This is a genomic window from Pseudomonas citri (genome assembly GCF_025336485.1).
GTDB lineage: Bacteria > Pseudomonadota > Gammaproteobacteria > Pseudomonadales > Pseudomonadaceae > Aquipseudomonas > Aquipseudomonas citri.
Window position 1 is genome coordinate 287899 of record NZ_JAODAB010000004.1, and the last position, 22985, is coordinate 310883.

Here is a 22985-nt window from a genome sequence, read left to right on the forward strand (position 1 = left end):
TGTGAAGTTGATGGAGAGAACTTTACCCACTCGACGGACGGTTGGCTCATTGGCAAATCTAAAACTATCGATCCAATTTTTCTATTATGTACTTACAAACAATAGCTCAGGATTATTCAGGATCCGACGAGTGTTACCTGTCAAACCTTCGATTCATTCACTTCCGGTCATTGCCAACTGGCTGCCCTCGGCAAGATCGAGAGGCTCGCTCAATGTCATGCTTTGAAGCAGCCAACTCCAAAGACGATCAACTCAGCCCATGAGTTGTCCGTTTACCCGCCCAAATTCCCGAGGGAAACCGTGGACACTGCTAGGTCGCCGTTCGAATCGTAGTGAGTAGTGGCGACTCGATAGTATTGAACGTCAAGTGGACCTGGGATTTGGCGCGGGTAACGCCTACGTAGAATAAGCGTGTGGACTCCTCCACCTGCTCGGGAGTCCTATCATAACTACTTGGTAATGCGCCTTTCTCAAGACCGACCATGATGACAGCCTGGAACTCCAGTCCTTTTGAGCTATGAAGCGTCATCAGGTTGATTTGATCTGGGCTCTTGCCCTGGTTGCCAAAGATCTCGACGGTGAACTCTTCAAGCGCCCCACCCGTATCCGCCTCGTTGATAAGGTCAGCGAGGATGTCGATCTCGTCGCTCAGGCCAAGTTCGCTGCGGAGCATTTCGTCGAGGACAGCTTCAGCTAGAGATTTTAGCCATTTGAAAAGCGACAGGTGGCCATCCCGCAATGAGAAAAGAGCTGCAATCACCCGTTTACGAGAAGCAAGCCACTGAGCTTCGCTCTTTCCTGTGCGTTGCATGCGTTGCCAGGACTTGAGCAATTGCGAAAGTTGCACCTGCCCCGTTTGCCATCCCCCGGCACACCATTGCGCGGCCTCTGTTAGCCACTCCGTGAGGCGTGTGCGCTTGATAGGTGAACCATTGTCGAGGCGGAAGTAGCGCGTTTGTATACGATCAGCTGCCATGGCAATCTGCTTACCCTCAGCCATGGACCGATACAGCAGGGCTATGTCGCCTGGCTTCCAAGTCGGATTGGCGTCGAGCAGGGCTGGGACCAGCGTTTCGAGCGCATACTTTGCCTGTCCCGCGAGGTCACGCTCTAGCTTGTGGATGCGAATTTCACCTTGCCGGTCATCATGGGATTGGAATTCTGCGCGGTCCGGAAAGAGCGACCTGGACGCTGCAATGATGCGATCGGCACAGCGATAGTTCATCCTGAGTGTTATGGCTTCTACACGCTGGTTTTGCGCCAGAGTTTTTAGCAGGGCCGGATTGGCACCGGTAAATCCATAGATCGACTGATCCGGGTCTCCTACGGCGATGACCCTCACCCCCGCATCAAGCAATACCTGCACTATGCGGTGCAGTGGTAAACCGAGATCTTGGTACTCGTCAATCACCACGACGGGGTATTTCGCCCGCACGGCTAGCCGCACCCATTCGTGCTTCTCGATTAATTCCAGACCTGCGAGCACTATGCCGTCAAAATCGATCAGCCCCCGTGCTAGGAGGAGATCTTCGTAGGCTTCGACAACACGTGTTTCTCGCTTAGCCCACGCCCGCCACTCGTCAGAGTCTCGGTCTGGGATGGTGCGTCGCAGCTTGTCGCACGCTGTGCGAGAAGAGCTGCTCGGGGCTTCGCCACGCACGGAGCGGTAAGCCTCGCCGAAGAGCTGGCGAGACTCTGCCGGCGTTGCCACGGCCAGTGGGGTGGGCACGGCAAGTCCAGCCATTGCCGCGTAAGGTAGTACGAGCTCCGTCAAGCAGAACGAGTGCACGGTGGAGATGAGAGTGCGATTCCCATCTTCAACACCAAGCTTTGTCAATCTCGATCTCAGCTCGCTAATACAGGCATTGCTATAGGTGATGCAGGCGATGCGTTGCGGGCGGCGCACTGACTCCGCGAGCAGCCTGGCGATCTTGACGGTGATGGTCTTGGTCTTCCCACTACCGGGGCCTGCCAGGATGACGCAGTTGCCTGTCGACTCGTAGGCATTCCATTGATCCTCGTTACCGCGCAAATCCTCAGCGGCAACGAGATAGGCTGGTTTGGCGATGCTCATCCCAGTTTCTCCTGCATGTACTTCAAGGCATTCTTGATGTAGTCGGGACATACATCAGCCTTTGCCGCGAGCAGTGCTGAAGCCAACCGTTGGGCAAACCGCCCTTTGCCGATAGAGTCGATATCTTTGAGAAACTGCTTCGCATCCAAGGACGTGGGGTCAATTGCCAATGCGCTGAAGCGTGCATGCATCTTCTTGTTGGACGACAGCGCCAGAGCGGCCGTCTTGAAGTGCTCCTCAGCACCGGCCTTGAATACATCGACCTCAAAGGTGAACTTGTTGAGGAAAATGCCGTACCCCGGTGCATGCTCAAGCACTTCATGGAATTCGAGCCCATCCCAAATATCTTCGGGAATCAAATTCTGCATGATGTGATTCACCACTCGATTTTCCCCGTAGTTGTCGTTCACTCCACCGCCGTCCGGATCGTCATCTTCCTGGCTCACTTCTGAGCCTTTCGGGTCGAAGTCGGTGAGTACAGCGAATGGGATGTCGAGCCCTTCAGGTCCAAGTAGCTTTACGTAAGGAGCGAAATTGGTCCCGGCGATCGAGCAGACAGTGATGCCCATGGCATCGAAATCGAAGGCCTTATCGTACAACTTGGCTAGCGTAGGCAGGAGGAACTTTTCGGCATCGCCTTCTACCAGGATGACGCCCTTCGAGAAGAAAAGCTCACCGCGCGTTACGTCGATGTAGCGCTCCAGATCCTCTTGATCAGCAGATTCGAGTTTGATCCCCGTGAGGGATCGAGCAACCGTATGCCCTCCCTCTGGAACATTTTTTAGCACTACGACGTTGGCGAGCGGAGCAACGCTGGCGACATTTGGCGAGTGCGTTGTCAGTAGGATGCTACGCAGCTCCTGACCTTGCTGATCCTCATCACGAGTTTTTAGGTAGTTTCGGTAGATCAAGCGTTGTAGATGCGGGTGCAGGTGCGCCTCGGGCTCTTCGATTGCCAAGAACGTGTGCTGCCGCTCCCCTTCTTCCACCAAGTACTGATGCTCAAGGTGCTTCAACGCAAGGTACAGCACATTTGCGGAGCCAAGGCTGGCCTCCGCAACCCTTCGTTTACCTCCATCAATCATCATTTGCAATGCACGAAGTAACCGTTCGGGTTCCGTTGGCGCAAAGCCCAGAGCCGTTTCGATTGCATGTTTATCACCGATCATTGTTGTGAGCTGGCCATTGACCTGCTTCACCACGTCAGCAAGCTGAGGCAAGCCTGCAATCCTTGATGTCGTTGCGTGCACCTCTTTGGCGATCTCTTCCAGCTCTTCTTCGTCAATGGTTTGAGCCGCTCGGTCCAGTAACGGTCGCAGTGGGGAACGCGTCCACCGTGCAAGATCCGACTCCGCGTCGCGAAGCGCGGGGAACAGGTCCATTGGCATCCACCGTCTCAATTCGTAGCTGACCGAGTTTTCCGGGCGATCACCACCGAAGATTACAAACTCATAGTCCGCTTCGCTTCGTGGTACTCGATCAATGCCTGCGATCGGTTGGAAGCGGTACGTAACCTTCGCCACCATGGGCGAAGGTTGGATCAGATGGTCGGCGAGCACTGCCAGCAGCTCCTCGCTGCCTTCGAAGTCGCTGAACTCCACCGAAATTTCAATTACATCATCAGCCTTCAGCGGCCTAGGCAGGCGATCCCAGAAATCATCAAGACGCAATCTGCGCGCTGAGTCAGGAAGGGTCGGATCTAGGATCATCCTCAAAGCGAACAACAGATTCGTCTTGCCCACCTTGTTCTCGCCAAGGACAACAGCATGCTGCCCAAGCTCAACGTCGAGATGCTTAAAGTTTCTGAAGTTCTTGATCGTGATTCGACTAATGTGCATACAGAATTTACTTCCCTGGATACCCTGTGCTCGAAGGCTTCAGAAACACATGGGAACAATGTTTTTTGTTTGGTTTACCGCTTTACGTATTAGGAATTGGGTTGCCGTTACCCGCCCATTCGTTTCAAAACATCATGCGTATAGCTACCCCGTCGATTGCCGACCTTCAGGCACTTGATCATCTCAACGATATCGAGTCTTAGAGTTTCGCCCCAGCTCCCCCTCAGGAAGATCACCGTGGATAGCCTAGGCAGCTCGCACCAACCTGGCAATGGCTCCCTCCTCTTTGGCGATGCGCCTATACCAAGGGCACCTTACAACCTCAGCATCAGGTACAAGCCGGTGCAGGAATTGCCTGCTGACCTCACGCATCGAATAGGCAAAGTGTTAATCGAATCTGGTTGCCGTATCCGACAGGTACCGCATAGCGGCCAAGTACAGGTTGAGTTAGAAGCTACTGATGACTAGTTTGACTATCTGTTGATCCATTGGATGGGCAGCCATGCACGCAGCCACTCTAGAACGAGTGGTGGATAGCTTACTCGCCCTCTTGAAATCAGGTATGGGCGCCCTCACTCCTTTGGATGGCGTTTCGCCATCAATCATTAAGGATGTTCATCATGCCGGACAATAAGCACATTACCCACCCTACCGACGCTCAGCGCATCGACATCAACGACCCCTTTGAGGTCAAAAACTGGTGCAAATCCCTAAGTTGCACCGAGACTGAACTCAAAAAGGCAGTCGATGCTGTCGGTACCTGGGCTGACGATGTGCGTGCTCATCTCAACAAGTGACAGATGATGCAGGCGAACCTCCTGCGGGTTCGCCACCCCTGTTGAGTACCGATAAATGCGGCAAGTTATAAAAGCACGCCATCAAGGAAGCACGAAGCAAGATGGGATACCCCTTTTATGACAATCCTCTCGATGAATACCTGGGCAAATTCTTCGATCTGCGGTTTCGGGAATTCAAAGCGAGTTGCATCACACTAGATGAAGACGCCGCTCCGGACTCAAGGGCAAGCGCAGTAAAAACCATCCTGGCTTTACAGCAAGAAATTCGGACACTCAAGCTGGAGTACGATCTTCCTGAGAGGGCGTTTGATCGCTACAAAAGCGCCGCCGAACTTGCCGTTGAACGCTTCGACCGAGAGCATCCAGAGCCTCCAAAGTTAAATATTTCCAGCTGCCAACATACCCAGGCCAGGCCGACGAAACGTATTTTCCGTAACGGTGCCTTGCACGTCGTACTTCAATGCCCAGAGTGCGGAACGCAGCCGAGGTCGCTTCCCAAAAACGGGCATGACCTTGGCACACTGCCAGACTTCGATGAAGGGCTCTACCACCGCCTCACTGCTGAGCGAACCCTTTGGTCAGAGGCCCGCTGGGCCGTATATGAAGCGCAGATGCGAAATGGCAGTGATATACCGGATTACGACAGAACGGCCTTTGAAGACAAATTTCGAAGAGTCGATCCTGCCCCATGCTTGGAAAGCTGTGACCATAAGCTGATAGACGCACGCCTTCGAACTTACCCATCGGGTGGAAACGCTGTGGTTATGCAATGTATAACGTGCGGACACCACGTTGGAGCGGCAAGTAAAAGCAAACACCCCGACTGGGCACTTCTTTCTCCTTTCGATGACGCGTTGGCCAAAAGATCGAAAGAAGAATTTTCAGCATGGGCTCGGAGACGATCTGAAGCGTCGAGAAACGACTTTCAGGACTACAAGGTCAACATCCAGCAGAGGCTTCAACGAAGAGAGCTGAGCTGGAAAGATAATTCCAGGTTCGGCACCTACTATGACTCACCGGAATGGGCAAGGACGCGTGCTCGTATATTCGATAGGGATGACTATCAGTGTCAGTCGTGTAAGAACACCGCCGAATGCGTGCATCACATCCTCTACGACAGGTTAGGAGCTGAAAACGATTTCGATCTGATTTCGCTATGTAATGGGTGCCATACCCTAGTACATGTGGAGCAAAGAAAATTCCACAATCTGTATCGGATGAGTCCAACTGAAATTCGGTCAATGCTCAAGCCTAGCAATGGTGATGATTGAAGCCACTCTCCGATATATGCCCCATCTCCGATGGGGTATCCGGAGAGGAGCTAAACGAACAGCGCTTAGCTCAACAGAATGAATGCTATAAACCATTCACCGTTGATGAACCTCTAAAATTCAGAGCGTCAGGGGATGCTCCTTCATTGCCTTTTGAATTTCATCTAGATCGTCAAGGCTTGCGACAAACCCTCTCGGCCCATACATACCGGGCACTGGTTGTTTTTCGGTGGGATCGAGAACGAGCCTGAACGCACCATTAACGGAATTCAGGACATCCTGATTAACCCGAATTAGCACATCGACACGATGGTTGAGTTTGGCAATAACTTTTTCAGCCTCAGCATTATCAATGGACGCAAGTCCGCGACCGGAATCTATCGCGACTATCCTATCCTTCATAATATTTACTTGCGCCAAAAGGCTAACTACTTGAAGTTTCAGCCCTTCGACATCTTCATCTGACTCTTCTTCTAGCTCTCCCCCAGCAACCCTACTACCGTTGAACGCCCTGTCGACCAGTTCCCGATATGCTTTATTTCGCAACAAAGTAGTATAACTGAATGGCTTTACTTCTTTATTAAAGTACGGAGAGCTTGGGCTGACCGCCTTGGCAGTTCTGAGCTGTGTGATGATCGCACTTAACGTTTTGCAATAGTCGGTGATAAGTCCATATTTTGAAGCATCGATAGTGCTAATCGCTTGAGCGACAATTGCTTCGACATGGGCTGATCGCCCAGTTATATACAGGTCAAATGTAGACTGTCTTTTTAATTTGGTATTCATATTTTATGTGATGTACTGGGAAATGAGCTTTACCGGTTGCACGACGAGTTGGTGCAGTTGTTGCTCGCCTTCAAAGGCGGCGTAAACATCGAAAGCATCAATTGCCCCGGAGTTCACCATACTGTTTATTTGTCCAGCCAGTTGTGTAGCTGCTGTCCCTGCCGATCTGTACTGGATCCCCAAATGTTCTTTGAGGTTCCCAGGCTGCATCTGCAGAATCCCTCTGAGATAGGCAAGTCGGCTGTCGAGATCAGGACTTGTCAGATCAGGGAAGTTCTGAGCATCAACCAACCGTTTCAGCAATTTTTCATTGTCGCCAACTGTAGTTCTCTGATAGTGGCCTATGATTTCTTCTTTTTTCTGAACAACCAGCTCGTTTCGCTGGCCGCTATTGGCCATTTCGACCAACTGCATTTCGATTGCCTCGAGGACTACCGCTTGGCGGGCAAAATGATCGTGCTCACGTTCAAGCTTTTCGATCTCCACTTCATTTCGACTTTCTGGCTTGCGCTGGAGTAAATCCTCAATCATCTGTAGGACCCCGATCATAAGCTCTTTGTATTTGTCCTTTTCAGCACTGATAGCCGGAAGGTGATCAACACCACGAATGGCAAATGGGCACACGGCACAGACGTTTGTAAATCCAAACATTTCTGCCACTTCCTTAGGGCAAATATTATTGAATGGGCATATATGGGTAGCATTGTACGCGGGGTTCGTGGATTCCTTAGCACGTATAATATCAATGCCACTCTTAGCGCCCCTTACCCTTGCCAAGCTCATCAAGCGATGTTTGGTAATGGCCTCTTCGGGATCCTTCTGGATGGCGGCCATAAGCCTCTGATTGAGTTTAAACACCGCATCTGAAAGGTGAGGCGCCTCCCCTCTTTGGACTTTTTCAACGTTCTTCATCACCGCACTAAACAGTAGTTGTTCATGACTAACAATAGGATCATCGTCAATCAATGCATAATAATAGACGAGCTCTTCGGTTTGCCCGGTGAAGTATCGTCCAATCAACGAAGGAGGGAGGAACTTTATCGCTTCTGATACAAATCCAGCTCGTAGCCCATGCGGTGTTGCATCACTTCTAATGGATGCCACGACTAGAGTCGCGAGATATTCTAGCCGATAATCTGTAATAGCCTCCTTAGCTTGACCTCTGTTCCTCACCCACACAAAATCTGGGAGTATAAAGTCCTTCAACTGAGCGCGAATAAAATACTGAAGGCACAACAACAAGAGCGGAAAACTTCTATAATTCGCCCAATCCTTAGATACCCCAGCGGTACGAAAAAGAGGCTTAAATCTGCCAAACTGTGACTCAACTGTCATACCGTACCACAAATCCCGGCGATACTCATCGCTGATACAAGCGTCATACCAATCGCGCTGGCGATCTAGAAGATCAATTACGTGTCTGGAGGTGATTGCGCTCCATTCGCCATGCGCCTTGTCCGTACTCACAAACAATGGCGCGAGCACCCTTCTGCTGCTACGATCCAGGTAGCGATCATATTGCTCCTTATCCAACCAAATCAAATGCTGTTGTCGGATGCCGGTTTCGCACATTAGTTGGGTCAGCCGAACATCATTTGGCACGACTCGTCGTTCGATGCGATTGTGAATCTCCATCTCAGCGATACGATAGAATCGTGGAATGTAATCAAACCGCTGGATTTTATCTTCATGATAAAATATAGGTGAGTAATTAAGTACTGCCAGGTTTACGCTTTCGCAAGCCAACCCCTTAGTTCCCCATATCCCAGACCAGTCAGGATGCTCGTTGAGCTCAACAATAGTGGGGCACACTAGTTTATCATTCACTATTCCGGGCATTTTTCCGTCAGCCATCTCGTTGAGATGCATAACGAGATACTCCAGAGAGTAGAGCATATTCAGAAACGTGGCAAAATAGGCGCGAGGAATTGGCTTTTTTACCGTACCGTGTCGCTTCCGTAGCCGGGGATAGCATGCTTCTGTAAATGTGTTTATAACCTTGTCCGATTCCGGTATCCGATGGCTATTTTCTACGATGTACGTAAATAGATGATCTACTGGTTGCACCCGCTGGTAGTAGGTATCATTGCTCCAAAAATTGCGCTCGCTGACCCCTTTGAGAAATTTAAGCAGGGTCTGTGGGGGTTCATCTGTAAATTGGGCAAAACCCTCAAGTAAAAGATCATCCGCAGTCACGTAAAGCGAGCAGGAAAAATCATTTAAGGTCGATGGATAGTTTCCAAGATGACCATCTCGATCCATGTAATACTTAAACAAATACATTGCGCAATAGCACAACATAAAATTCAGAGGAGCCCAAGCATTTTTGTCTTGCTGTAGGCGCTTGGTACGAATGAACGATTTGTACACCCCATCAACAAGGATACAAAAATCTATAACTTTTTTTGGTAAATGCTGATACCCCTCAGGTAACGAGTTAACATCATCAATAGCAAAACACTTCCGAACAATTGCTGTACCACCATAAAAGCGAAGGAGCCCCTCAAGAGAGTGATCCTTCCCTTCAAGAAAATTCAACGTGGTCTCTGCGGCTATCGCGTCCGAATTTTTTTTGACACTTTCTTTCCGCCTTCTTTTTGCCTCCACACGCTGCACGGCGGCTTTTTCGCCAACAACAGTAAAAAATTCGCCAAGCACCGTCCGCATCGGCGTACTTTCCGCAATGACCAACATGAAGTCATTTATATAATACCGCGCTAACAACAAATTTCTACTTCCACTGCCACGCGAGTGCAACTCCCTAATATCTTCCTCGGTAAAATCAATAGGATTATATATAGTTGAACACAGCACTAGTCGAAACCAAAATGTTGCACGGTGAGCTCGGCGCCTAGTATCAAGCGCACCTGTATAAGGTATCGATGAACAAGGATTAACACTCCGTGCGTACACCAGCGTTTCGGCTCCATACTGAAGAGTAATCTTATCAACAAGATCATCCTGATTATAAGGAATAGTAAAGTTAAGTGGCAACAATACTTTTCGCTCACACCAAAGCACGATAAATACCATTTTAAAGAAAGTACTCGCGCTCCCCGTCTGACCAGGTGTCAAGCTTTTAAACTCATCAAGCGATCGAATATTTTTTCCACCCTTAAAACAACAAGCCAACACACTGGAGATACGCTCAAGACTCCATCCTCTAAACAAAGCAGGCCCAAGCGCCCCTAATTTTCTTAAAAACGTCTGAGCGGTATCCTTAGAGTAAGCGCCATATTTGTTCTTATACAAGTTTTTTACCACAGCTATCGCCTTATCAAACTCAACAGCGATATCATCTTCTGGTATCAACCAAACTGCATCGGTTTTCGATAGATTAATCATGCCGCTTCCAAAACTTGATTTTCGAGAATTGATAGTTCGCTTGTAAGATAGGCTATTCGGGCTTCCCGAACTGTACGCGGCCCTCCACCCAATCTTGCTAGATTGATTGCTGCTAGAGTGGCATGCAGCATCTGCGCATCTTGACGAGCGTAGCGCTTGGTACTAGATATTTCGCTATGGCCCATGTATTTCTGTACTAGGTACAGTTCCAAACCATAGCGCCGACCGCCATTTGGATTTGGATTCACACAGTGGTTTACTAGGTAATATCCATACATGTGGCGCAAACTGTGAAACCCATAGGTCTCGCCTGTAATTTCCCGCGCCACCTTCGTAAACCGCTCGTAAACTGTCTGATAGGAAAGTGGTATCGGGTCGCCGTTTTTCAGATTGCGAAACAAAAAATTGTGGCACACTGGCGTCAAACGGCTTTTCTCTTTCCTCCGTTCTTCCTGTTTGTACTCGGCCAACGCGATCCAAAACATTGATGCAAATGGCTCAATCATAAACGTCTCAGTGTGAGCCCGGCCTTTATGAGGAAGCTGATTGATGACTTCCTCAGAAATATAGTTGATCAACACATGGCGCCTTGTTGCGGGGTCGACTATGAAGATCTTGCTACAGTCATAATCTTTTGCGTTAGGTACTATATCGCACATCAATATTGTTAGGGCTTCCGAAACACGGCACCCCGTTGCAGCAATTAGGCTCCAAAGAACTTTATCCCGAAGACTTGGCGCTTTTTTTATCAGCTCGACACACTTGTCTATTGGAAATGTCAGCTCATCCCCACCAAACTCGTCAGTGAACGCAAGCTCTGAGGGTTTTGATACAGGTGACAGGCCAGCACACTTGATTCGCCGAACCCCACCGGCTATGCACCCTGCCAACCAACTATTTGATTTTATTGCGGATCGAACTTTTGTAGGGGCTTTAATTTTTACAGTTGTCTGCAGTGAAAATCCTGACAGGGAGCCTGACGTAATAGCTCCACGCTCCTCCAACTCAATCAATCCCCTTCGTAGCATTTCACTTGCATCGATAAAGCGATTAATACCAGCGAAATTTGTAACTACCGATGAGCCAGAAAGATTTCGATCCCCCAATACTCGCGCCGCCTTTCGAACCATCTCGATGCTGCTTGAAGTTCCAAACACCAAAAAACTTTCATAGTTCTCCAGAGCATCAGCCAAAAGCGCTGAGGTCAAACCTCCATTCTGGAATGCTATCTGAGCAATGTAGTTCAAAAATGTCTTAACTGCATAGCAATATGTCGACACGGTTTTGTGCTTAAGCTTTCGGCTCAGCTGATACGCCCAGTTATCGAAGAATTTGTTTTGCAGCTCATCATCAGAGAGCAATCTGAATGTTCTTCGACCATCGCGCACAGTCTCGAGCATGTCCACATGCGGAGCTGAAACTCGAGGATTATTGTTGGGCGACCTTAGCACTGAGAGTTCCTATATTGGTTTGTATATCCATCATTCCATAGGAATCTCATGCCTTGCAAGAGCACTTTTTCAAATTTTTTCAAGCACAAAATAAGTACACTAAGTGTATTTTTAAACATATACACCAAGTGTACTTCTTATAGAATACGGAACTCTTTCCATCATTCCATTTATAGGAGGCAATTTTAACTAAGTACACCCGGTATACTTTAACTCCTAGTAAAATAAGGCTCCTTCATGAAGCCCCCACCTGCCCTGCGCTAACGCACAGCAGTGACAGTCGGACTTGGGTCTAAAAGAAATGGAAAGCGGAGACTGATACCTGTCAGAAATAGCAACACTACTTTCCCGCGCGTAAAACCTGTCATTGATCGGTGGAGGTTTTGTGTATGAAAAAAGCATTTCGAGGTGGGCTCAAAACCCGCCGTCATGCGTATCACCCTCCTATCGCAGTCGGCCTGACCACTGAAATCTGATCCACGAGCGATCAACGATTGGTGCTGGCAAGGTGCCGTAGCCCTCAGCGGACAAATGGATGATGCTCCCTCTGCTCGCCATGGTGCGACAAGTGAACTGAGCAATTAATGCTTGGTGAAATGCACTCGCATTTCGACGCTGGAACAGATCAAGCGTAATGCCGCCAGGAAGGCTCGATGAAAAGTGAAAATGATCACATTGAGTGGGCTGGTCGTAGATGCGGCGATGGATCGAATCGCCTAGCCACACACTGCCTCTGGGTGCAAAACAGCATCTAACAAGCATGTCAAAGCGAAAAAGAAACTCAGTAACAGACTCAACTCTACAAGGTACTGCAGCCTGATTGAGTTCTAGCAGGACAGGCTCAGACGCTGTCAAACAAATCTAAATTTTCAAAGAGACTCATCCGTCCCTAGAGAGGCTGTGTGCCAAGGAATGCTGTCAGTATGCAGTCAGATGCACACTTGAGCTCGGAAGAGATGCTTGCGTGGACGCCTTGAGTTCTGTAATTTTGCCACAACAGGATAGCGATCAAAGCAGTGTAGAAAACTGCAGATACAGGGGGGAACCTATGATAAAGGTTCGAATCCCATCGCCTCCGCCATCTTCATACAAAAAAGCCCTGATTATTCAGGGCTTTTTTGTGCCTGGCGTTCGGCAAGAGCGCTTTCGGTGCCCGCGTCGACAGCGGCCGCGTTGCTCCCATCCTCCCAACTCAAGGAAAGAAAAGTGAACAGCAAGACCATCAGTTCTCTCGTTGCGGCCGTCGTAGGCGTCGTCTTGTTGTGCGTCTTTTTCGGCAGTTGGTACACGGTCGACGAAACCGAGCGCGGTGTGCTGCTGCGCAACGGCGCACTCGTTGGGGTGGTGGAACCCGGCCTATCGTTCAAGACCCCATTCATCGAGTCCGTACGCCTGATCAGCGTCCAGAGCCAGGTCACGGCCTACGAAGACTTGCAGGCCTATAGCAAGGACCAGCAGTCCGCCCAGCTCAAGGTGTCGGTGTCCTGGCACATCGCGCCTTCCGACGTGGCGAAGGTCTACACCCAATTCAAGGATCTGGACGGTATCCGCGACCGGATGATCAGCCGCCAGGTGCCGACCCAGGTGGAAAACGTCTTTGGCCGCTTCAATGCCGTCGCTGCCGTGCAGAATCGGGTGCAACTGGTCAACGATATCTCCACCGCCATCAAGTCCACCATCACCGGCCCCGTGATCATCGACAGCGTCCAGGTCGAGAACATCGACTTCAGCGATGCCTATGAAAAAGCCATCGAGGCACGCATGGCCGCCGAAGTCCAGGTCAAGACCCGTGAGCAGCAACTGGCCACCGAGCAGGTCCAGGCCCAGATCCGCGTCACCCAGGCTCAGGCGGAAGCCGATTCGCAAGTGGCCCAGGCCAAGGCGGACGCGTTGGCCACCGAGTTGCGCGGCAAGGCCGAAGCCGAGGCCATCAAGGCTCGGGCCCAGGCCCTGGCCAGCAACCAGAACCTGGTGGAACTGACCAAGGCCGAACGCTGGAACGGCGTGTTGCCAACGACCGTGCTACCAAACGGCGCAATCCCCTTCATCGACACCAAGTGACATCCCGCGGTGCGGCCTGCCTGGGCCGCGCCCGTAAGCCGCGCTGTAACACCGTGCGTTGCGTTGACGCTACACTCACGTCATCCATGATTTGCAAAGTCCATCGTTAGCAGGAAGCTCAACGTGTACCCATGCATGAACGCAACTACGCGACACTCGCCCTTCTCCCTTGCCATCGCTTTACGCCCTGACCATCGCCCCTCGCCCGGGATCTCACCGACTCCTTCGACAACGCCCCTGCCCAGGAGAACAGCGTGACCAGACTCATCAAAAAATACAAATGGCCCGCCCTGCTGGCGATCGCACTGGTAGTTTTTTCAGCCCTGATCTTCTTTTTGATCAAGTCCTACACCTACGACTCAACAACCTATTTCGAATCCCGCGACTTCATTCGCCAGCTCAAGCAGTCCGATGCGAACTGGAACGTCAAGATTCTCAGGAAGAAGATCGGCGTAAACAATAATCTGTCGCTGACGCCACCGCCGGAAGCGAACAGTCGATGGGAGCAGTTGGAACACCTCAATAATGCCGGCCCCCTGGCGGCACTCTGGGCCTCCCGACGCCAGGGCTATGTCGATGCGGTCAAGAACAAGACCCTGCTGGTGGATCAGTTCCAGCAACACAATGCCGCGTTGCGCACGTCCCTGGATGCACTGCCGATCATCGAGGACGAACTGCAGATACGGCTCAAGGAAATGAACAGTGTAAGTGCCGCGCAACGCCTGACGGCAGCCTCCAACGTGCTGGAGCTGACGTTGACCGCGCTTGAATACGCCCTTTATGTCAGCGTGGACAAGGCCGATGAAGCGCAGGGCCAGTTAAATGAAATGGCCCGGTACGTCGCTCAGTTGCCAACGAACGATCAGCCGGCCTTCCTCGCACTCATCGATCACGTGCAAGTCATCCTGCGCGAGCAACCCATCGTCAATGATTTGCTTGATCGCATCAGCGTGATACCGGTGGCGCAGGAGCTGGACAGTATCAATGAGCTGTTGAACGAGACCCAGCGCCGGACCGCCGCGACGGACCGCCAATACCATATCTACCTGGCGGTGTGCGCCAGCCTCATGGCGATCCTGATGATCTACCTGACTGTGCGGCTGGTTCGCAGTGCTGCCGTCATCAACCAGATCAACCATGCGCTGCAATTGTCCAACGAGCGGCTGGAAGAGCGCGTGCAAGAGCGGACCCGTGAACTGAAGGAGGCGGAACGCGAGCTGGTGGACGCCGCACGCATGGCGGGCATGGCGGAAATCGCCACCAACGTGTTGCACAACGTGGGGAACGTGCTCAACAGCGTGAATATTTCCGCCGAGCTGGTCACCCGCAAGTTGAAACACAGCAAGACCGCCGGGCTGGGCAAAGCGGTGCAGATGATGAACGAACATGCCGACGATCTTGGCCAGTTCATCACCACGGATGAAAAAGGCAAGTTGCTGCCCCGCTACTTCAATGAATTGGTTGATTCCATCGCGGTCGAACAAACACTGCTCATCGACGAATTGGCGCAACTGACCAAGAGCATCGATCACATCAAGGAAATCGTCACGACCCAGCAAACCTATGCCGGCGCTGCCAGGCTGATCGAACCGCTCAAGGTCAGCGATCTGTTCGAAGATGCGTTGCGCATGAATTCCGGCGCACTGAGCCGGCATCATGTCACGGTCATCAAGGACTACCAGGACGTCCCCCCTATCCTGGGCGACAAGCACCGGCTGCTGTTGATCCTGATCAACCTCATCAGCAACGCCAAGTTCGCGATGTCGCACACCAGCGATCCACGCGAAATGACGCTGGGGATCCAGATGGTCGATCAAACGACGTTACGCCTCAGCGTCAAGGACCGAGGCGAAGGGATCAAGCCCGAGAACCTGGCGCGGATATTCAACCATGGTTTCACCACCCGCAAGGACGGTCACGGGTTTGGCCTGCACAGCTGTGCCCTGGCGGCGGTTGAAATGAACGGTCACCTGTCCGTCCACAGCGACGGGGCAGGTCAAGGCGCTGTGTTCACCTTGGATATTCCGCTGGAACTGGCTTGAAAACGAACAGGCTGGCTGCCCCGCAGCCAGCCCCAGGCAACGCGCGATCCGCTACTTGACGTTGGCCGTCGCGCCGCTGCGGTTCTTTCGTGCCGGTAACGCGGCTGCATAGGCCAGCGCTTCCTCCCGGGAAGCAAAGGCGCCCAACCGGTCAGCCTGGGTACAGACCCTCCAGGGTCCACTGTTTACACTGAGCACGTCGTAACCATTGATGTGGATTTTCCTCAGCATCGCAGTACTCATAACTAACCCTCCTCCGAAATAATCCCGGATTGCATCATCCACCTTACTCTCAGTTCGCGCAGTGTGCCGACCGAGCGTCGCAACGTTTGCCAGCACCACCGCACTTCAATGGGAGTCCGAATCCCAGATCCAGTTCCACAGGCCGGGCAAGCGCACCGGCTGGCCGGCGCTCTGGACGGTGCGCGCCATGGCCGCGCGTTCCAGCGCCTGGTGATCGTCGTAGAACGGCTTGGCATCGACAGTCACCCCGGTGACCTGGGCGGCATCGAGCAAGATCTGCAAGTACTCGAGGGAGTGCCGGGCGGTATAGCGGTTGAGGTCATGGAAAGTGACCACCACCGGGATCACGCCATCGACCGCAGGCAACTCGCCAGCCGCCATGCGCTCACGCACTTCCGAGAGCTGGCGTATCAGGTTGCTTCGCCGTCGTGGGCTGGCGGTGATGCCCCAGACTTTTCCGTCGTTGGCGCTCAGATCAGTCAACAACACATGCATGCCATGGCGCTGGTAGGCGGCGAAGGTGCGCTTGTCGTAACTCCAGAACGGCGGCCGGACCAGTGTGGGGGGTGTACCGCTGATGGCGGCGATGTCAGCGCTGCCGTCAACCAACGACTGCTCCAGATCCTCGGGGCTCAGGGAGCGATGGTTCGTGTGCCAGTGGGTCGCGGTATGGAAACCCAGCACATGGCCCTCGCGCTGCTCGCGATGCATGACCGAACGCCCGATATCACTGTCGCCGGCGCGTGGCGCGCGGGTCTGCACAAAGAACACCGCCTTGATACCAGGCTGTATGGAATTGTGTGCCAAGGAGTCCAGTATCTGCTGGCTCGGGTTCCAGAAGGATGATGCACTGGGCCCGTCGTCGAAGGTCAACAGGAAGCGGATCGGGGGCTGCTCGAGCAAATGTTGCCTGGTTTGTGGCGTCAGTTCGATGGGTGGACCAATGCAACCAGACAGACCGATGGCGAAGACTGCGATGACCAGCGCCCTGGCGATGTTTTTCATGTTTTGCCCTGATGTGAATGCCGTACTGCCTGGCCTTTTTCCCTGGCCGAGGGTGGAAAAGCTCATCTTGGAGAAGGTTACCCGGGTTTGGTTCCGGGCCGCGAACATTGCTCGCCGGACCGTTTTCGCCGCGGCTTCGTCCACAGGTCATGCGACCTTATTGCTACCGCCTGGAAATTCAATGGAATTTTCTGTACGCCCCCGTATCCATCCGTATAGGACTTGATTAGGGAGGATTTATGGGCGGGCCATCGCTTTACATCATCGACTACACGCTCCATGGCGAGCCGAAGTCTTTCATCATTCGCGCCGAAGTGATGAACAACTCCGAAGCTTGGCATTGGGCCAGTTGCGACGCAGGTGTCGGGCGCATACCCAAGTTCGGCAGGGAGAAGGTCAAACGGGTTTCAAAACCCCTTGCGGAAAAGTACGGCATTACCGACGTGCGCTGGCGAGCCAGTGCGGCGCCGGCCTGGGTCAAGGAGTCTGGCTGACATGTAAACCCCACCATTCGGAGAACCGGCTGTCCAGTCGGACACCGGATTCCCGACAGACCCGAAATAACTCTACTACGCTTAACAACAGTACGACTCGCCTTCGGGTGGGCTTCGTGCTGCCCCATCAACGCTGAATGGAGGTGTGACATGTCAGAAAAAGAGTCCATCACCACCCTGCTCACTTTGTTGGAGTCCCGTCAGTCACGGCTGGCGGCGGCCTGCAAGGAAATCGCCGACTGGGTCGACCATCAGGGCGGGCACCCGACCGCTGTGCGTATTCGGGACCGGCTCAATGATATCGATAAGGATGCCCCATCGATCCAGAGTGCATTGACGTCGCTCAAACCCGTTGAGCCACCGCTGCCTAAATTCCGTTAACGCTTTTGCGTCAACTCGTTCTCCCCGAACGTTACCGGTTGGAAAACCGATGGATCAGGCACGACCGCTCAGGGACCACTCAAAGAATCTGCCAGCGCTCGAGGTCAAGTTCCTAGGAGCGCTCGTTCAGATATTCAACCCACCGCTCATAGGCTTCATGCTGACGCTGGACCGCTTCCTCCCAGGCGAGCCCCGCCATTTGATGGGCACAGATGAGCGTCATCATTTCCGATGTTGCCGTGTCAAGCTCTACCAGCAACTCGTGGGATTTGATCTTGAAGTCTTCAACGGTAGTCATCTTTCCTCTCTTCCCCCATGCCCGGGGTCGACCATCCACCCAACATGGATGCGTTTTTTCGACTCTGATTCATTTTTGGCGATGATCGGTCGATAGCCGAGCGCCGGGCAGCCGATGAAATAAGTGAAATCATTCGCCCGCGCCCGTGGTCGTAATGACATGACCTCAGCAGAATTTTAGTAGATACACCGCAAGCATATATTTCAGTTATATTTCACTTTTATGACAATCATTGACCGAACACACTTATGAAAATCCGCGCGACCGTCATCTGCGAGCAAGACCGCCAGATCTTGCTGGTGCGCAAACCCAAGAGCCGTTGGGCGTTGCCGGGCGGCACCGTCGAGTGCGGCGAAACCCATGTCGACGCGGCCATCAGGGAATTGGCGGAAGAAACCGGACTCAGCGCGGAAAACCTGCTCTACCTGATGCGTGTCAATGAAGGCGATACCGAACACCACGTTTTCGAGGTGTCCGTCATCGACGGCAAAATGGCGAGCCCACGGAACGAAATCAGCGATTGCCTGTGGCATCCGCTGGACGCCATTGCACAATTGCAGATGAAGAAAGGCATGCGGGAAATTCTTGAGGCGTTTCGACGGCGGTTGTGAGCCTGCCTTGAGCACAAAAAGGGTTGCGTGAGATACCTCATGCAACCCTTTTTTATGGACCGGTCCTTAGTCCAAAGCCGAACGCTCTGGATCGCTGACGCCAAGACGTGCTTCAGGCACTTCGCTGCTCTGCAGGTCATTAAGCAGCGCGCGCCACAGTGACACGCACATTCCCATCATCACCAGCAGGAACGGCGCGGCAACGATGATGGCTGCGGTCTGCAGCCCACCCAGACCGCCCATCACCAACAGCACTGAGGCCGCCGCACCGGCCAACGAGCCCCATAGCACCACCAGCCAGCGCGGCGGCTCCAGGTTGCCATGGGCACAGAGCATGCTCATCACGATGGCGCCGGCATCGGCCCCCGAGATGAAGAACACCCCGACCAGCACGATCGCCGCGAACGAAGTCAGCACTGCCGCTGGATACTGGGCCAGCAGCGCGAAGAGCGCCACTGCGGGCCCCTGTTCCTTCACGATCGAGGCAATGCCACCCACGCCGACCAATTCCGAGTAGAGGGCCGCACCGCCCATGATCGAGAACCACACCATCGTCACCCCACTGGGAATGAAGATAACGCCGACGACGAACTCGCGAATGGTACGACCACGGGAAATACGTGCGATGAAAGTGCCCACGAAGGGGGCCCAGGAAATCCACCAGGCCCAGTAGAAGATGGTCCAGCCGGCAAGCCACTTCCCGTCGCTGAAAGCCGCGGTGCGAAACGACATCGGAATCAGCTCGCGAATGTATTCGCCTACCGACGCGACCAGTGTGTTCATGATGAAAACGCTGGGCCCCACCGCTGCCAGGAACAATAACAGCACCACGGCAACCACCATGTTGAAGTTGCTCAGGAACTGCACCCCCTTGCCGACCCCGGATACGGCGGAGAGGATGAAGAGCACCGTCATCACAGCGATGATGGTCAACGCAATGCCATTCGATTCACCGGTGTGCCACAGGTAATTGAGGCCACTGTTGATCTGCTGCGCGCCCAGGCCGAGCGAGGTGGCCGTGCCGAACAGTGTCGCCAGGACCGCCAGCACGTCGATCGACTTGCCCAACGGCCCGCGCACACCCACCTCGCCGATCAGCGGCGTAAAAGCGCTGGATATCAGGTTCGGCAGCCCCTTGCGGAACGAAAAATAGGCAATGACCACGCCCACGATGGCATAGATAGCCCAAGGGTGGAACGCCCAGTGGAAATAGGCGTACTCCATGGCCAGTTTGGCAGCCTCCCTGGAGTGCGGCTGCGCCAGCCCATGCGGTGGCGTCGCAAAGTGCGTGATTGGCTCGGCTACGCCCCAGAACATCAGCCCGATGCCCATGCCGACGCTGAACATCATGGCGATCCATGATGCCGTGCTGAACTCGGGCTGCTCCCCGTCCAGCCCCAGGGTGATTCGGCCGAAGCGACTGAACGCCAGGAACAAAGCGAAACCCAGGAAGAAAACAGTGGAAATGACGAAACTCCAGCCGAACTCGTCGATGATGGTGTCCAGTAACGTCTGCATCGCGGTCGCCATAGCCTTGGGCGCTAATGCCCCCCAGGCCACGAACGAAGCGGAAATCATGGCAGCCACCCAGAAAACCACCTTGTCGATGGGTGACCCAGGAATTTTTTGCATACTCCATCCTCCAGCAAAGTGTGAAACCCGCTGTCGCGAGCCATAGCTACTGCCCCGCGATGGTCGCTTGCCAATCGAACGATGGTTTACGCACGGACGATCCCTGCTATTCAAATAACGACAGCGTTATCAGCAATGCCCAGCGTGTGGAGGCAAGGAAGTCGTATCTGGATTCAGGAAGGTCGGTATTAACGGAGATCGAGGCGATAGAGCGTGGCGCAGGATGGACAAACCAATGATGGGCGCCGATTCCCTGGAAGTACGTTCGCACTCGGAAAGAAAGTCATTTCGACACGGTGAATTACCCACCGCTTTCCCAATTACCGATCAGAAGCAAACAAGGATTTGCATTAGCTTTCGCTCGCAAACCCTTGATTTCAGATGGTGCCCGAAGCCGGAATCGAACCGGCACGCCCTTACGAGCGGGGGATTTTAAGTCCCATGCGTCTACCAGTTTCGCCATTCGGGCGGTAGCGCGGTGCAGCCGTCTGACATCGGCGAATCGAAACGCCCATGCCCTGGCTGGTGCAGCAAGAGGGAGGAATATATACATCCCTCCCCGGTGAAGCAAGGTTATCCATGCCCATTTACAGACAAGGCTTTTCCTCACCTCGAAAATGAAAAAGCTCTGTAGATCATCGATCTACAGAGCTTTTCAAAAGTGGAGGCCGAAGTCGGAATCGAACCGGCGTAGGTGGATTTGCAATCCACTGCATAACCATTTTGCTATTCGGCCTCAGAACGCCCGATGGTATGAAACACCATCCAACGCTTACAAACCTGACTCAGGATCGAATCGCCTTAAAGCGACTCTAACCTATTGAAAACATTGAGTTTTTTTACATCCCAATGCATTCGATGGGCGCAATTATGTACTCATTTACCGAGGCTGACAACCCCTTGATTTCAAAAAAAAATCAGCCGACGGCCAGTGTCGCTTCTTTTCTTTTACGCCGTGGGCCCGATTGACCTGACAGGGCTGAGCACACACCGGCTGTCGCAGCCCGCCACCATAGTGGGTAACATACCGGCCTTCCCCGCAGACCTGCTGCGACCTGCCGAATAAGCCCATTCCATGCCTTTCGAACTCAGCGTTGACCTCACTACCCTCGCTATCCTTGCCGTTGTCGCGTTCATTGCCGGTTTCATCGATGCCATCGCCGGTGGCGGTGGCCTGTTGACCACCCCGGCGCTGCTGACCGCCGGCCTGCCGCCGCACCTGGTGCTGGGCACCAACAAACTCAGTTCGACGTTCGGCTCGGCCACCGCCAGCTTCACCTTCTACAAGCGCAAGCTGTTCCATCCACGGCAGTGGACCCACGCCCTCGTCGGCACGCTGGTCGGTGCCTTGACCGGCGCCATCGTCGCCCATTACCTGCCCGCCGAATGGCTGAACAAGATGCTCCCGGTGATCGTCTTTGCCTGTGGCCTGTACCTGTTGTTCGGCGGCACGCCCAAGGCGCCGCTGGACAGCGACGCGCCGATCAAGGAAACCTGGCAGTCGCCCCAAGGCTTCAGCCTGGGTTTCTATGACGGTGTGGCCGGTCCGGGCACGGGTGCATTCTGGACCGTCAGCAGCCTGCTGCTCTACCCCATCGACTTGGTCAAGGCCAGTGGCGTGGCCCGCAGCATGAACTTCGTCAGCAACATCGCGGCGCTGGCGGTGTTCATTTTCTCGGGGCAAGTGGATTGGATCATCGGCCTGAGCATGGGATTGTCGGTGATGATCGGCGCGTTCTTCGGCGCTCGCACCGCCATCAGCGGCGGTGCGAAGTTCATCCGGCCGGTGTTCATCACCGTGGTGCTCGGGCTGACCGTGCGGCTAGCCTGGCAGCGCTGGTTCAGCATGGCCTAGACGCCGCGCCACATAAAGGTCGATCAGGTAGCGGGCGATGGAGCGCCAGGCTGGCAGCGGTGGTAGGTCATGGATGTTGAACCACTGGGCATCCTCGATTTCGTCCTCCTGGGGCACGATCTCGCCACTGGCGTATTCGGCGTGGAAGCCCAGCATCATCGAGTGAGGAAACGGCCAGCATTGGCTGCCAACGTACTGGATGTTCTTCACCTCGATGCTGACCTCCTCGCGCACCTCGCGGATCAGACAATCCTCAGCCGACTCGCCAGGCTCGGCGAAGCCAGCCAGGGTGCTGTAGACGCCGGTGACGAAACGCGGCGAACGGGCCAGCAGCACCTCGTCGCCGCGAGTGATCAGCACGATCATGCTCGGTGAAATCCGCGGATAATGCCGCAGGTCGCACACATCGCAATACATCGCCCGCTCTCGCGGGATCTGGCCCATGCGCTTGCCGCAACTGCCGCAAAACCGATGTTCCCGGGCCCAGGTACCGATCTGCGCCGCATAGCCCAGCACCTTGAACAGCGTGTAATCGTCTTCGAGCATGAAAGCCCGCAACCCCTTCCAGTTGCAGCCGGGGATCTCCAGTGGACTGTGCAGTTCCAGCAGATAGACGGGTTCACCATCGAGGTGACCAATCCCATGCTCAGCGAGGATCGACAGGTCTTGGCGCTTGAGCCAGTCACGGGGAAACAGCGCGCCGTTGTCGTCAAACAGAAAACCTTCGGGACTGCGGGCCACGGCCCAGCCGCCGGGAAGGTCGGTGTCGAGTACTGTGGTGGTCGTCCAGCGTGAAATCAT

General features: G+C 53.6%; 18 protein-coding genes, 2 tRNA genes and 1 pseudogene. 8 read left to right on the forward strand and 13 right to left on the reverse strand.

Going from position 1 to position 22985, the window contains the following annotated elements:
• Positions 1–310: 310 nt before the first annotated feature.
• The 3 genes and pseudogenes from N4Q37_RS06885 to N4Q37_RS27840 form a co-directional block, all read right to left on the reverse strand.
• Positions 311–2074 carry an ATP-dependent helicase gene (locus N4Q37_RS06885; RefSeq protein ID WP_260956276.1) on the reverse strand — a complete coding sequence of 588 codons (1764 nt, stop codon included), beginning with the start codon at positions 2072–2074 and terminating at the stop codon, positions 311–313.
• Positions 2071–3912, reverse strand: a complete 1842-nt coding sequence (locus tag N4Q37_RS06890; protein WP_260956277.1) for an ATP-dependent nuclease — start codon at positions 3910–3912, stop codon at positions 2071–2073. The genes N4Q37_RS06885 and N4Q37_RS06890 overlap by 4 nt, the downstream gene beginning before the upstream one ends.
• 246 nt (positions 3913–4158) lie before the next feature.
• A pseudogene (locus N4Q37_RS27840) lies at positions 4159–4287 on the reverse strand (pPIWI-associating nuclease domain-containing protein); the annotation flags it as partial.
• Between the two features lie 245 nt (positions 4288–4532).
• On the opposite strand from N4Q37_RS27840, the gene N4Q37_RS06895 reads away from it, so the two are divergent.
• On the forward strand, positions 4533–4709 hold the full coding sequence (locus N4Q37_RS06895; protein ID WP_260956279.1) for a DUF3606 domain-containing protein: 177 nt from the start codon (positions 4533–4535) through the stop codon (positions 4707–4709).
• Between the two features lie 101 nt (positions 4710–4810).
• A complete protein-coding gene (locus tag N4Q37_RS06900; protein WP_260956281.1) occupies positions 4811–5980 on the forward strand; it encodes an HNH endonuclease in 1170 nt (389 codons plus the stop codon).
• Between the two features lie 120 nt (positions 5981–6100).
• Here the strand turns inward: N4Q37_RS06900 and N4Q37_RS06905 are convergent, their stop codons facing one another.
• From N4Q37_RS06905 to N4Q37_RS06915, 3 genes are read right to left on the reverse strand one after another with little or no spacing between them, the layout of a single operon-like run.
• Complete coding sequence (locus tag N4Q37_RS06905; protein ID WP_260956283.1) at positions 6101–6766, reverse strand: hypothetical protein; 666 nt, start codon at positions 6764–6766, stop codon at positions 6101–6103.
• A 3-nt stretch (positions 6767–6769) separates the two neighbouring features.
• On the reverse strand, positions 6770–10111 hold the full coding sequence (locus N4Q37_RS06910; RefSeq protein WP_260956285.1) for a hypothetical protein: 3342 nt from the start codon (positions 10109–10111) through the stop codon (positions 6770–6772).
• Positions 10108–11472 carry a tyrosine-type recombinase/integrase gene (locus tag N4Q37_RS06915; protein ID WP_260956287.1) on the reverse strand — a complete coding sequence of 455 codons (1365 nt, stop codon included), beginning with the start codon at positions 11470–11472 and terminating at the stop codon, positions 10108–10110. Before N4Q37_RS06915 ends, N4Q37_RS06910 begins: the two co-directional genes overlap by 4 nt.
• Before the next feature lie 1296 nt (positions 11473–12768).
• Between N4Q37_RS06915 and N4Q37_RS06920 the strand changes: the two genes are divergently transcribed.
• The gene (locus N4Q37_RS06920) at positions 12769–13623 is read left to right on the forward strand and encodes a prohibitin family protein (RefSeq protein WP_260956289.1); all 855 of its coding nucleotides are present in this window, start codon (positions 12769–12771) and stop codon (positions 13621–13623) included.
• Between the two features lie 254 nt (positions 13624–13877).
• Complete coding sequence (locus N4Q37_RS06925; RefSeq protein WP_260956290.1) at positions 13878–15665, forward strand: DAHL domain-containing protein; 1788 nt, start codon at positions 13878–13880, stop codon at positions 15663–15665.
• A gap of 51 nt (positions 15666–15716) precedes the next feature.
• Here the strand turns inward: N4Q37_RS06925 and N4Q37_RS06930 are convergent, their stop codons facing one another.
• On the reverse strand, positions 15717–15908 hold the full coding sequence (locus N4Q37_RS06930) for a DUF2188 domain-containing protein (RefSeq protein ID WP_260956292.1): 192 nt from the start codon (positions 15906–15908) through the stop codon (positions 15717–15719).
• Positions 15909–16013: 105 nt separating this feature from the next.
• Positions 16014–16913, reverse strand: coding sequence for a polysaccharide deacetylase family protein (locus N4Q37_RS06935; RefSeq protein WP_260956294.1), 900 nt, complete (start codon positions 16911–16913; stop codon positions 16014–16016).
• 239 nt (positions 16914–17152) lie between these two features.
• On the opposite strand from N4Q37_RS06935, the gene N4Q37_RS06940 reads away from it, so the two are divergent.
• Both N4Q37_RS06940 and N4Q37_RS06945 read left to right on the forward strand, forming a co-directional pair.
• The gene (locus tag N4Q37_RS06940; RefSeq protein ID WP_260956296.1) at positions 17153–17407 is read left to right on the forward strand and encodes a DUF6555 family protein; all 255 of its coding nucleotides are present in this window, start codon (positions 17153–17155) and stop codon (positions 17405–17407) included.
• Positions 17408–17557: 150 nt separating this feature from the next.
• The gene (locus N4Q37_RS06945; protein WP_260956298.1) at positions 17558–17788 is read left to right on the forward strand and encodes a hypothetical protein; all 231 of its coding nucleotides are present in this window, start codon (positions 17558–17560) and stop codon (positions 17786–17788) included.
• A gap of 112 nt (positions 17789–17900) precedes the next feature.
• Here the strand turns inward: N4Q37_RS06945 and N4Q37_RS06950 are convergent, their stop codons facing one another.
• Complete coding sequence (locus N4Q37_RS06950; RefSeq protein WP_260956300.1) at positions 17901–18086, reverse strand: hypothetical protein; 186 nt, start codon at positions 18084–18086, stop codon at positions 17901–17903.
• A 248-nt stretch (positions 18087–18334) separates the two neighbouring features.
• Here N4Q37_RS06950 and N4Q37_RS06955 point away from each other — a divergent pair, with 248 nt between their 5' ends.
• Positions 18335–18697: an NUDIX hydrolase gene (locus N4Q37_RS06955; protein ID WP_260956302.1), complete on the forward strand. Its 363-nt coding sequence runs from the start codon at positions 18335–18337 to the stop codon at positions 18695–18697.
• 66 nt (positions 18698–18763) lie between these two features.
• Here N4Q37_RS06955 and N4Q37_RS06960 read toward each other — a convergent pair whose 3' ends face one another.
• From N4Q37_RS06960 to N4Q37_RS06970, 3 genes are all read right to left on the reverse strand, one after another.
• Positions 18764–20329, reverse strand: a complete 1566-nt coding sequence (locus N4Q37_RS06960; RefSeq protein WP_260956303.1) for a BCCT family transporter — start codon at positions 20327–20329, stop codon at positions 18764–18766.
• Between the two features lie 382 nt (positions 20330–20711).
• Positions 20712–20798 (reverse strand) — tRNA-Leu (locus N4Q37_RS06965).
• Positions 20799–20991: 193 nt separating this feature from the next.
• A tRNA-Cys gene (locus N4Q37_RS06970) sits at positions 20992–21065 on the reverse strand.
• Between the two features lie 339 nt (positions 21066–21404).
• Between N4Q37_RS06970 and N4Q37_RS06975 the strand changes: the two genes are divergently transcribed.
• Positions 21405–22184, forward strand: a complete 780-nt coding sequence (locus tag N4Q37_RS06975; protein WP_260956304.1) for a TSUP family transporter — start codon at positions 21405–21407, stop codon at positions 22182–22184.
• Here the strand turns inward: N4Q37_RS06975 and nudC are convergent.
• Complete coding sequence (gene nudC, locus N4Q37_RS06980) at positions 22152–22985, reverse strand: NAD(+) diphosphatase (RefSeq protein WP_260956306.1); 834 nt, start codon at positions 22983–22985, stop codon at positions 22152–22154. The two genes, N4Q37_RS06975 and nudC, sit on opposite strands and share 33 nt — an antisense overlap.

Coding starts and splice junctions, on each gene's coding strand:
- N4Q37_RS06885 (WP_260956276.1), bottom strand. CDS start 2,074: ATGAGCATCGCCAAACCAGCCTATCTCGTTGCCGCTGAGGATTTGCGC.
- N4Q37_RS06930 (WP_260956292.1), bottom strand. CDS start 15,908: ATGAGTACTGCGATGCTGAGGAAAATCCACATCAATGGTTACGACGTG.
- N4Q37_RS06960 (WP_260956303.1), bottom strand. CDS start 20,329: ATGCAAAAAATTCCTGGGTCACCCATCGACAAGGTGGTTTTCTGGGTG.
- N4Q37_RS06940 (WP_260956296.1), top strand. CDS start 17,153: ATGGGCGGGCCATCGCTTTACATCATCGACTACACGCTCCATGGCGAG.
- N4Q37_RS06950 (WP_260956300.1), bottom strand. CDS start 18,086: ATGACTACCGTTGAAGACTTCAAGATCAAATCCCACGAGTTGCTGGTA.
- N4Q37_RS06905 (WP_260956283.1), bottom strand. CDS start 6,766: ATGAATACCAAATTAAAAAGACAGTCTACATTTGACCTGTATATAACT.
- N4Q37_RS06890 (WP_260956277.1), bottom strand. CDS start 3,912: ATGCACATTAGTCGAATCACGATCAAGAACTTCAGAAACTTTAAGCAT.
- N4Q37_RS06975 (WP_260956304.1), top strand. CDS start 21,405: ATGCCTTTCGAACTCAGCGTTGACCTCACTACCCTCGCTATCCTTGCC.
- N4Q37_RS06910 (WP_260956285.1), bottom strand. CDS start 10,111: ATGATTAATCTATCGAAAACCGATGCAGTTTGGTTGATACCAGAAGAT.
- N4Q37_RS06895 (WP_260956279.1), top strand. CDS start 4,533: ATGCCGGACAATAAGCACATTACCCACCCTACCGACGCTCAGCGCATC.
- N4Q37_RS06900 (WP_260956281.1), top strand. CDS start 4,811: ATGGGATACCCCTTTTATGACAATCCTCTCGATGAATACCTGGGCAAA.
- N4Q37_RS06945 (WP_260956298.1), top strand. CDS start 17,558: ATGTCAGAAAAAGAGTCCATCACCACCCTGCTCACTTTGTTGGAGTCC.
- nudC (WP_260956306.1), bottom strand. CDS start 22,985: ATGATTTCACGCTGGACGACCACCACAGTACTCGACACCGACCTTCCC.
- N4Q37_RS06955 (WP_260956302.1), top strand. CDS start 18,335: ATGAAAATCCGCGCGACCGTCATCTGCGAGCAAGACCGCCAGATCTTG.
- N4Q37_RS06935 (WP_260956294.1), bottom strand. CDS start 16,913: ATGAAAAACATCGCCAGGGCGCTGGTCATCGCAGTCTTCGCCATCGGT.